This window comes from Pandoraea sp. ISTKB, from assembly GCF_001721285.1.
Taxonomy (GTDB): domain Bacteria; phylum Pseudomonadota; class Gammaproteobacteria; order Burkholderiales; family Burkholderiaceae; genus Pandoraea; species Pandoraea capi.
This window is the reverse complement of sequence record NZ_MAOS01000024.1, coordinates 115,986-126,870: the sequence shown is the minus strand read 5'-3', so window position 1 is coordinate 126,870 and position 10,885 is coordinate 115,986. Positions and strand designations below refer to the sequence as shown.

Sequence of the window (10,885 nt, the reverse complement as noted above, 5' to 3'; positions counted from 1 at the left end):
CGGTGCAGGCCGCGTTCAGTCTGGGCGCGATGATCCGCTGGCTGGACTTCAACGACACGTGGCTCGCCGCCGAGTGGGGGCATCCGTCCGACAATCTCGGCGGCATCCTGATGACGGCCGACTGGCTCTCGCGCACAGCGGTGGCGCAAGGGCAGCCGCCGCTCACGATGCGTCATGTGCTCGCGGCGATGATCAAGGCGCACGAGATTCAGGGATGTCTCGCGCTGGAGAACTCGTTCAATCAGGTCGGGCTTGATCACGTGGTGCTGGTCAAGGTCGCATCGACGGCGGTGGTCGGCGAGATGCTGGGCCTCTCGCGCGACGAACTGATCAACGCGCTTTCGCTGGCATTCGTCGATGGGCAGAGCCTGCGCACGTATCGTCATGCGCCGAACACCGGCAGTCGCAAGTCGTGGGCGGCCGGTGATGCGACGAGCCGAGCGGTGCGTCTCGCGCTCATGGCGCGCACGGGGGAGATGGGCTATCCGTCCGTGCTGACGGCGAAGACGTGGGGCTTTTACGACGTGCTGTTCAAAGGCAAGCCGTTCGCCTTCCAGCGGCCTTATGGGTCGTACGTGATGGAGAACGTGTTGTTCAAGATTTCGTTCCCCGCCGAGTTTCATGCGCAGACAGCCGCCGAGGCTGCCATGGCGTTGCACCGGCAACTGGCGTCCATGGGGCGCCGTGCCGAGGACATCCGCTCGGTGAAGATTCGCACCCATGCGGCGGCGATTCGCATCATCGACAAGCAGGGGCCGCTCGCCAATCCGGCGGATCGCGATCACTGCATCCAGTACATGGTCGCCGTGCCGTTGCTGTTCGGACGTTTGACGGCGGCCGATTATGAGGACGATGTCGCGGTCGACCCGCGTATCGACGCGTTGCGCGCGAAGATCGTCTGCGAGGAAGACCCGCAGTTCACGCGCGATTATCACGATCCGGACAAGCGCTCGATCGCCAACGGGCTGAGCGTCACGCTGAACGACGGCACGACGCTCGACGAAGTGCTCGTCGAATATCCGATCGGCCACAAGCGGCGTCGCGATGAAGGCATGCCGTTGCTGGTGGAGAAGTTCAGAACGAATCTGGCGCGCCGCTTCGCCGCCCGCGCGCAGACGCGCATTCTCGACGTGGCGCTCGACCGGCAGAGACTAGAGACGATGCCGGTGCATCAGTTCGTGGATTTGATGGTGTGATGCCGACGGCATCCGGCGCGAGGCGCGACACCGGATGCCGATCCATTACATCGCGGAAGCCTTGTCGCCCGCGACCGCCGGGCGGCGGCGAAGTCCGCCCAGCCAGTGCAGTGTCAGCGCGAGCACGCCGAGCACGACACCCAGTGCGACGACCCCCGTCCATCCGAAGCGCGCCATCAGCCAACCGCTGACGGTCGCGCCCACCGCGCCGCCGAAGAACGTCGCCGTCATGTAGAGACTGTTGATGCGTCCCTGCGCTTTCGGGTCGACGGCGAACGCACGCGTCTGGTTGGCGACGAGGCCCGCCTGCACGCCGATGTCGAGCACGATCACACCGATCACGAGCAGCGCGAGCGACACGTTTGCACCGCCGAGCACCAGATAGGACAGCGTGACGATACCGATGCTCGCGCCGACGATGCCGCGCGGGCCGAGCTTGTCGGTGGCGCGTCCGCCAAGCGACGCCGCGAATGCACCGGCCGCGCCGATGATCCCGAAGGCGCCTGCCCACGCACTGCCGAGGTGCCACGGTCCGCTCGCGAGCAGCGCAGCGAGGTTCACCCAGAACGCATTGAAGCAGGCCCACAACAGCGCCTGAATCATCATCGACTCCCGAAGCGGGCGATGATCGCGGGCGAGCGGCCACAGCGAGGCCAGCAGGCGGGCATACGAGAGGTCGGTGCTCGGACGTCCTTTCGGCAACAGCATGGCCGCCGCGAACCACACCGGGATCATGAAGGCTGCCTCCATGCCGTACACGGCACGCCAGCCGAAGGTCTCGCCGACGACGCCGGCAATCGTGCGTCCGAGCAGAATGCCGACCATGATGCCGCTCACCACTGTGCCGACGGACCGGCCGCGTTGCTCCGGTCGCGACATGACGGCTGCGAACGGCACCAGTTGCTGCGGCACGCAGCACACCACGCCCAAGCCGAACGACGCCGCGATCAACGCCCAGATGCCGGGGGCAAAGGCGGCGGCCAGCGCAAAGCAGAAGGCGAGGGCAATCTGCACGAGCACGAGCTTGCGGCGGTCGTAACGGTCGCCAAGCGGCAGCAGCAGGGCGAGGCCCGACGAGAAGCCCAGCAACGCGGCGGCAGCGACGAGATCCACCGTCCCCAGATCGACGTGCATGCCCGTCGCAATCAGGGGCAGGATCGGCTGCGTGCAGTAGATGTTGGTGATCACCGCACCCGCGACGATCGCCATCATGACGATCTTGCTGCGCGACGCGATTTCGGGCGGTGGTGGGGCGGCGCTGGGCGTGCTGGAGGAGGTCGGAGTGTCGGGCGAGGGCATATTGCGCTCCTGTCATGAAGGTCACCGGAGGTGGACGCCCGTCGAGTCAGGCCTACAGGGCCGGATCGGGCCGGACGGTGCCCGACGGTGCGATACCACGCTTGATGACGGACATTACGCGCTTGCACCTAGGTAGAGAATCCATCAAGATCAGGAATCATCTTTCCGAAATTTGGTAGGGTCCATGAATCGGCTCGAATCGATGTCCATCCTCATCGCGGTGGTCGACGCGGGAAGTCTGTCGGCCGCATCGCGTCGCCTCGGCATGCCGTTGGCCACCGTCAGCCGCAAGGTGGGAGAGCTCGAGGCGCACCTGAAGACCCGGTTGTTGCACCGGACCACGCGTCAGTTGTCGCTGACTGAAGCGGGTAGCGCCTACGTGGCGGCGTGCCGCCGGATTCTTGAAGACATTGGCGAGGCAGAACGGACGGCGACGGGCGAGTACGTCACACCGAAGGGCGAGCTGGTGCTCACGGCGCCGGTCGTGTTCGGTCGTCTGCACGTGTTGCCCGTGGTCGCGGAGTTCCTCGCGCAGTATCCGGAGATCGACGTGCGTCTGATGCTGACCGATCGTGTCGTGCATCTGATGGACGAACACGCGGATGTCGCGTTGCGCATCGGCGATTTGCCGGACAGTTCACTGGTGGCGAGGGGCATCGGCGCGGTACGCCGGGTGATCTGCGCGAGTCCCGGCTATCTCGCGGCACATGGCGTGCCACAGCGGCCCCGGGACCTTGAGGGGCACGCGTGCATTACGTTTGAAGTTTTGGCGTCGCGCCGGGCGTGGGAGTTCGGTGAGGGCAGAACCGGGCAGTCGGTGCCGATTCGCTCCCGGTTGGCGGTGAATACTGCCGAAGCTGCGATCTCGGCTGCCGTGCTCGGCGTGGGGTTCGTGCGCGTGTTGTCGTATCAGGTCGCGCAGGCGCTCGACGACGACGCCTTGCGCGTCGTGCTGAAAGACTTCGAGGCAGCGCCGCTTCCCGTCAATCTCGTGCACAAGGGGCAGACGCCGCTGCCCCTGAAGTTACGTGTCTTTCTCGACTTCGCCGCACCGCGCCTGCGGGAGAGGATCGCCGGACTCGGCTGACGCTCCAGGGGCGCGGCGTGACGTGCGTCGTTCAGCCTTTGTGCGTGTAACGCAGGCGAGCCATCTGTTCGGCGCTGTCCGCCAGCAGGCCGGCGGCGTCTGCGATGGCCTTCTCCAGCGTGGTCGGGCCGAACGTCAGCGAGAAGCAGCCGGAGAAAACGCGCGAGAGGCTATCCAGCGCGCTGCGGTCGATGGCGCCCGAGAGCAGCGACGCCGTCGCGCCCGCCTTGATGGCGACCTGCGCAGCGATCATCGGGGTCTTGCCCGACAGCGTTTGTCCGTCGCTGCGGCCTTCGCCGGTGATGAGCCAGTCGGCGCCTTCCACCGCTTGCGGCAGACCGACGCGTTCAGCGACCACTTCCGCGCCAGAGCGGAATTGCGCGCCCAGCAGGTGCAGGGCGAAACCCAGACCACCGGCGGCGCCCGCGCCTGCACGGCTGGCCGCTTCACTGGCGTTGAACGCACGATGCGCATGACCGGCGAAGTGGGCGATGGCGCGGTCGAGCGGTTCGACCTGCGCTTCGCTCACGCCCTTTTGCGGCCCGAAGATGGCCGTCGCGCCTTGCGTGCCGTTTAGCGGATTGTTGACGTCGGACATCGCCACCAGTTCGCAGTCTTTCAGGCGAGCGTCGAGTCCGTTCAGATCGATCGATGCCACACGATGCAGCGCGGCCGGCACCGGCGGGACCTCTTCACCGGCTTCGTTGAGCAGGCGCGCACCGAGGCCGACGAGCAGACCGGCGCCGCCATCGTTCGTGCTGCTGCCGCCCAGACCGATGAGCACGCGCCGTGCGCCGGTGTCGAGCAGGGCGCGCAACAACTCGCCGAGACCGATCGTCGAGCGCTCGGCCACGGGGGTCTGCATGCCGACCGGGTCGGTGATGCTCACGACGTTGGCACTCTCCAGCACGCCGGTGCCGTCGGGCATGACGCCGTACTCGGCCGTGACCGAGGCGTTGCCCGCACCGCGCACCGACAACGGCACGCGACGTCCGCCGGCGGAGAGCAGGGCGTCGAGGGTGCCTTCGCCGCCGTCGGCCATCGGGCGCAGACGCAGATCGGCCTGCGGCAGCACGCGGGCAATGCCGGACGCGATGGCTTGCGCCACTTCAGGCGCGCTCAGCGAACCTTTGAACGAATCGGGGGCAATAACGATGATCGGGGCTTGCGCATTGCTGGACATGGAAATCGGGACAGTCGCAAAAAGTGATTCGGGTTGGCAGGATTCACGTGCGCCGCAGGTGAAGACGCGGCCCGCTTGTTGTTATCGCTTATGGCGTACCGGCAGGACGGTGAGTCCGTAGTCCGGTGGGCGGGGTCGCACGCTGGCTTCGCTGCTGGATGGGACGCGAAGCGGTGCGACGCAGTGTGACAGAAACCGCCAATATACGCGATTCGGGCCGGCGCGCATTGCGCGAATTGCCATGCTATGAATAACACGAGTAAGATGAGCGCCAATCGGCAATGCGCCACCCGACAGGCCGCCGGTTTCGCAGATTCGTTTGCGAAACCGGTGCGTGAAACGGGCGTGCGCGTGTGTGAACAACAAGCCGGTCAACATCAACGAACAAGACGGCGCGCGTGGCGGCCCGGCACGGATGCATCAAGACATCCCATGGCCGTCGGACATTTAGCGCGCCTCGACCAGATACCCGCATGACGTCACGATATCGCCCGGTCTGCCATGACAGCCGGCGACAACCAGTTGGCGCGACGCGTGCGGCAACGATTTGCAAGTGTGGAGCGGGGCCATGAACCGGGGCATCAACACGAATTTCGGCACGGTGCGCGATGCGCGGCGCGGTGTCGTGCGGGCGGCGAGCCTCGCGAGTCTGGCGCTGGCGGTGCTGCTCGCCGGGTGCGCGCAGACCGCGCCGGTCGCGGCCAAGCCCGACGATCCGCCGGTGGGCAGCGTCGCCGACGTTGCACCGGAAAACGTAAAAGTCGAGACGTTGCCGGCCTATCGCGACACGATCGACGATGCGCGGGCCAATGGCGCCGTCTGGCAGGGATCGTCGAAGAAGACGTTCCCGCGCGTGAGCGCCTGCACCGCGCGACTCTGGAAGAAGCAACTGCCTTACGCCCGTTTGCAGCGGGTCAAGGCGGGCGTGGGCCAGACGCTCGAACTCTCGTCTCAGGACGACGGCATTCTCGCCATTCTCGACCTCGCACCGCGCAAGCCGGGCAGCGAAGGCTCGCTCTACCTCGGTTCGACGGGCCCGCAATCGCTGGCCGACGCCGTACGTCAGTGCCTCTGAGAGCTTCCCGGCGTCTTCGCAGGGACTAAGTCAGGCTCGCGCAGACGCCGTCGTGTCATCGGGCGACGGCGGCGCTGGTCCGGCTGTCATGCTGTTGTCACCGCGACGTCATACAACGGCGGGGTATCATGACGGCGAACGCGCGGCCGGTCGGGCGGCGCGAAGGCTATTACCTGCGTGCGTGCCGATGTCCTCTACCGAATCTGTCGAATCCGCCGACCCTGTCGATGCCCTCGACATCCCCGAAGGCCCCGCTGCGACGGGTGACGCGGCACAGGCGTCGCTCAACCCGCGCCAGCAATCGCTCTTCGACGCGGTTCGCCGCGACGGCTTCCTGACCGTCGACGAACTGGCTGCGCGCTTCGACGTCACGCCGCAAACCATTCGCCGCGACATCAATTTCCTGGCTGAACGCAAGTGGGTGCGGCGTTACCACGGGGGCGTCGGCCTGCCCGGGGGCGCTGAGAACGACGCGTACGACGCCCGCCAGACGCAACTGGCCGACGAAAAGCGCCGCATCGCCGTGCGTCTCGCCGAGCAAATTCCTGATCACGCCTCACTCTTCATCAATCTGGGCACCACGACGGAAGCCGTGGCGCGGGCGTTGTCGCGCCATCGCGGTCTGCGTGTCATCACCAACAACCTGCACGTGGCGGCGATGATGAGCAACTACGCCGACGCCGAGGTCATCATCACCGGAGGCGTGGTGCGCGCGCGCGATCAGGGGGTGACGGGCGAGGCCACGCTCGATTTCATTCGTCAGTTCAAGGTCGACTTCGGCATCGTGGGGATCTCCGCCATCGACGCCGACGGGACGTTGCGCGATTTCGACTACCGCGAAGTGCGTGTGGCCGAAGCGATCATCGCGCAGTCCCGTACGGTGTTTCTCGCCGCCGATCACAGCAAGTTCGGACGTCCGGCGCTCGTGCGGCTGGGCCATCTTTCGCAAGTCGATGCGTTGTTCACCGACCGCCCGGTCCCGGCAGGCATGGAGGCGGTGATTGCCGACGCCGGAACGCTGGTCCACGTGGCGGACTGACGCTGCCGGGACGTGCGCGATGACGAATGTGCGAATTCCCACATCGGGACGTTGAAATGTGCGAATTCGAAACTCATGTGGCGTGATCTGTTAGAATTCGAATGTTAATGTTCGAAAACGAACATTCTAAGAACGTTTGCGAACATTCGGAACATTCCGAACTTTCGTGAACCCGTTCGACCTTTTCCCTGATTTGCCCCCGATATTGGGAGTGACGACGTGCAGACACCCGCGCAATCCCCAGCCGTGAACGGACTGGCCTCCACGACATCTTCCGCAGCCGCTGCGCCTGCTGCCCCGTATGACCTGCTGGTCGTGGGTGGCGGCATCAACGGCACAGGCATCGCCCGCGACGCCGCCGGTCGCGGCCTGCGTGTGTTGCTCGTCGAGCAGGACGATCTGGCGTCGCATACGTCGTCGGCCAGTACCAAGTTGATCCACGGTGGCCTGCGCTATCTCGAATACTACGAGTTCGGGCTGGTGCGCAAAGCGTTGCAGGAGCGCGAAGTGTTGCTGCGCGCCGCGCCTCACATCATGTGGCCGCTGCGTTTCGTCATGCCGCACATGCCGAATCTGCGTCCGGCCTGGATGATTCGCGCGGGCCTGTTTCTCTACGACCACCTCGCGCGACGCGAGATTCTCCCCGGTTCGCGCGGCATCGATCTGCGTCAGCATCCGGCAGGGGCGCCGCTGCGTCGCGATCTGACGCGCGGGTTCGTGTACTCGGACGGTTGGGTGCAGGACGCACGCCTCGTGGTGCTCAACGCGCAGGACGCCGCCGAGCGCGGTGCAACGGTGCTCACGCGCACGCGTCTGACCGGCGTCGAGCGCGGCGAACACTCCTGGACGGCGCAACTCGAAACGACGGCGGGCGAGCGCCAGACCGTGCGCGCGCGCGCCATCGTCAACGCGGCCGGGCCGTGGGTCGGCCACCTGCTCGGTGATGTGCTGCGTCAGGACGCGACGCATCGCATTCGCAACGTCAAGGGCAGCCACATCGTGACGCGCAAGCTGTTCGATCACGACCACGCGTACATCTTCCAGAATCCCGATAAACGCATCATTTTTGCGATTCCGTACGAGCGCGATTTCACGCTCATCGGCACGACCGATCTCGAATATCTCGGTGACCCCGCAACGGTGGCGATCAACGACGACGAGATCGACTACCTCTGCAAGTCGGCCAGCGAGTACTTCACCAAGGCGATTACACCGGCCGATGTCGTGTGGACATACGCGGGTGTGCGTCCGCTGATGGAGGAGGACGTTTCCAATCCGTCGGCGGTGACGCGGGATTACAAGCTCGAACTCGATGCCCCCGGCACGCGCGCACCGCTGCTGTCGGTGTTCGGCGGCAAGATCACGACGTATCGTCGTCTCGCAGAAGAGGCGATGTCGCATCTTCATGGCGCGTTGGGCTTCACGCACGGCGACTGGACGGCCGGTGCGCCGCTGCCGGGCGGTGACATGGCCGAACCGGACGCCGGCGTGTTCGAGACGTCGCTGCGTGCACAGATGCCGTGGCTACCGGCGTCGCTCGCGCAGCGTTACGCCCACACGTATGGCACGCGCACGCACGTGCTCGTGGGCGATGCGAATTCGCTCGACGGTCTGGGGCAACGCATCTGCGGCGATCTGTACGAGGCCGAGCTGCGCTATCTGGTGCAGTACGAATGGGCGCGCACCGCGCAGGACGTGTTGTGGCGCCGTACCAAACTCGGCTTGCACGTCGGCAAGGAAGGCGAGGCCAGCGTGGCGCAATGGTTCGAGCAGCATCTGGCCATGGCCGCCTGAGCGCGGCGGGCCAAGTGGTGACCTGAGCGCCACACAAAGCAAGAGCGGCCGCCGTCCAGTGCGGCCGCCATCGCATCAAGGAGACGAAGACAATGTCAGGAGGCGCGTACATCCTCGCGTTCGATCAGGGCACCACGAGTTCGCGAGCGCTACTGTTCGATCGCGACGGTCATGTGGTGGCGACCGCACAGAAGGAATTTCGTCAGATCTACCCGCATCCCGGCTGGGTCGAGCACGACCCGCGCGAGATCTGGTCAACGCAGGCTGGCGTCGCCGCCGAAGCGTTGACGCACGCCGGTGTGGCCGGCAGCGACATCGCGGCCATCGGCATTACGAATCAACGAGAGACCACGATCGTCTGGGATCGCCGCACGGGCGAGCCGGTGTACAACGCCATCGTGTGGCAGGACCGTCGTATGGCGGACTTCTGCGAGCAGCTTCGTGCGCAAGGCAACGAAGCGCTGGTCGCGAGTCGCACCGGTCTGCGCATCGACTCCTACTTCTCGGGCAGCAAGATCCGCTGGATTCTCGATCATGTCGACGGCGCGCGCGAGGCGGCCGAGGCGGGCCATCTCGCCTTCGGTACGGTCGATAGCTGGCTGGTGTGGCATCTCACGGGCGGCAAGCTGCATGTGACGGATGTGTCGAACGCATCGCGCACCATGCTCTTCAACATCCATTCGCTCGAATGGGACGACGAACTCCTCGCGTTGCTCGACGTGCCGCGCAGCATGCTGCCGGAGGTGCGCTCGTCGAGCGAAGTCTACGGGCATACGGCCACGCCGCTGTTCTCTGCGCAGGTGCCGATCGCCGGCATTGCGGGCGATCAGCAGGCCGCGTTGTTCGGCCAGATGTGCCTCTCGCCCGGCATGGTGAAGAACACCTATGGCACGGGCTGTTTCATGGTCATGAACACCGGCGACAAGCCACAGGCGTCGAGCCATAACCTGCTCACCACGGTCGCGTGGAAGATCGGCAACCGGGTGGATTACGCGCTCGAAGGCAGTATCTTCATCGGCGGTGCGGTCGTGCAATGGTTGCGCGACGGACTCGGCATCATTCGTCACTCGCGCGATGTCGAAGCGCTGGCGACGAGCGTGCCCGATGCCGATGGCGTCGTGCTCGTGCCCGCATTCGCCGGACTTGGCGCACCCCACTGGCAGCCGCACGCGCGCGGCACGCTGTTCGGCGCCACGCGTGGCACCACGGCGGCCCATGTGGCCCGCGCCGCGCTCGACAGCATCGCTTTCCAGACACTCGACGTGCTGCGTGCCATGGAGGCCGATGCCGGTCTGCATGTGTCGGAGTTGCGGGTGGACGGCGGCGCAGCAGCCAACGCTCTGCTCATGCAGTGGCAGGCCGATTTGCTGGGGGCGGATGTCGTGCGTCCGAAAGTGATCGAGACGACGGCCGCCGGTGCGGCCTATCTCGCGGGGCTGGCCGTGGGCTACTGGCCCGACATCGACACGTTGCAGCGCCAGTGGCAGTTGCAGCAGCGCTTCTCGCGCAAGCTGTCCGGGCAGGAAGTTGATCGTGCGGTCGGCGGTTGGCAACGCGCGGTGCGCGCGGCCAAGGCGTGGGCAGAAGATAGCTGATGGATGTCTGATCGCTGGCTGTCGCGTGCCATGCCGGCGACAGCCACGCGCTGATGTTACCGGACGGCGTCGCCTCGCCGCCGGGACGCTTCAGCGCAGCGCCCGACCGGGCGCGACATGACGGCGATCGCCTGCGGCTTCGTGCCGACGGTGTCGCCAGCTTGCACACCGCTCGCGCGGATGACGACGGGCCGACTTGGCCGGGCTCGCCGGTGCGAGCGATCTGACGCAGGGACTTAGGGCGCAAGGCCCGGTGCGGCGCATTTGCATGATCCTCTCCCTGATTCGATTCCCTTGTCCGATCCGACCGGCCGGCGCGGCGTCTTTGACATCTGACGCTTCACGCGCCGTCGGTCTCTGGTGCAAATCCGTCCGCACCCGGGGCGCTCCCGGCGAGGGATAGGCATCGGGCGTGCCGGGGCCATGTGGCGTGCATGGCGTGATTCCCGAGGCAGTCGGCCTGGCGAAGAGACTTCCCCGGGGGCGGACGGCTTGCCCCCTCATCAATGCGAGAAGCATGCCAATGCTCGCAACTCATTGAATCGACAGAGAAGTTCGGCGAGCGCCGTGGCGAAATTTCCGCTGCGCAGCGAAAAACGTTTCAGGATTGAACGACC

The 10,885-nt window shown here is 65.9% G+C and carries 8 protein-coding genes; 6 read left to right on the top strand and 2 right to left on the bottom strand.

From position 1 onward, the window contains the following. The coding region (locus A9762_RS07160) for a bifunctional 2-methylcitrate dehydratase/aconitate hydratase (RefSeq protein WP_069341335.1) at positions 1-1,196 on the top strand (1,196 nt) is incomplete at its 5' end. A gap of 45 nt (positions 1,197-1,241) precedes the next feature. Here A9762_RS07160 and A9762_RS07155 read toward each other — a convergent pair. After that, positions 1,242-2,495 (bottom strand): MFS transporter, encoded by a 1,254-nt coding sequence (locus A9762_RS07155; RefSeq protein ID WP_083253706.1) that lies wholly within the window; start codon positions 2,493-2,495, stop codon positions 1,242-1,244. Positions 2,496-2,679: 184 nt separating this feature from the next. Here A9762_RS07155 and A9762_RS07150 point away from each other — a divergent pair, with 184 nt between their 5' ends. Continuing rightward, positions 2,680-3,582 carry a LysR family transcriptional regulator gene (locus tag A9762_RS07150; protein WP_069341334.1) on the top strand — a complete coding sequence of 301 codons (903 nt, stop codon included), beginning with the start codon at positions 2,680-2,682 and terminating at the stop codon, positions 3,580-3,582. A 31-nt stretch (positions 3,583-3,613) separates the two neighbouring features. On the opposite strand, the gene A9762_RS07145 is transcribed toward A9762_RS07150, so the two are convergent. After that, positions 3,614-4,765, bottom strand: coding sequence for a glycerate kinase (locus tag A9762_RS07145; RefSeq protein WP_069341333.1), 1,152 nt, complete (start codon positions 4,763-4,765; stop codon positions 3,614-3,616). 568 nt (positions 4,766-5,333) lie between these two features. Here A9762_RS07145 and A9762_RS07140 point away from each other — a divergent pair. From A9762_RS07140 to glpK, 4 genes are all read left to right on the top strand, one after another. Continuing rightward, complete coding sequence (locus A9762_RS07140; protein WP_069341332.1) at positions 5,334-5,840, top strand: hypothetical protein; 507 nt, start codon at positions 5,334-5,336, stop codon at positions 5,838-5,840. A gap of 187 nt (positions 5,841-6,027) precedes the next feature. After that, positions 6,028-6,879 carry a DeoR/GlpR family DNA-binding transcription regulator gene (locus A9762_RS07135; protein ID WP_240493469.1) on the top strand — a complete coding sequence of 284 codons (852 nt, stop codon included), beginning with the start codon at positions 6,028-6,030 and terminating at the stop codon, positions 6,877-6,879. A 255-nt stretch (positions 6,880-7,134) separates the two neighbouring features. After that, positions 7,135-8,673: a glycerol-3-phosphate dehydrogenase gene (gene glpD / locus A9762_RS07130; protein WP_069341350.1), complete on the top strand. Its 1,539-nt coding sequence runs from the start codon at positions 7,135-7,137 to the stop codon at positions 8,671-8,673. Positions 8,674-8,765: 92 nt separating this feature from the next. Beyond that, entirely contained in the window at positions 8,766-10,268 is a 1,503-nt protein-coding gene (gene glpK, locus A9762_RS07125) for a glycerol kinase GlpK (protein ID WP_069341331.1), read from the top strand. The last annotated feature ends 617 nt before the right edge of the window (positions 10,269-10,885 follow it).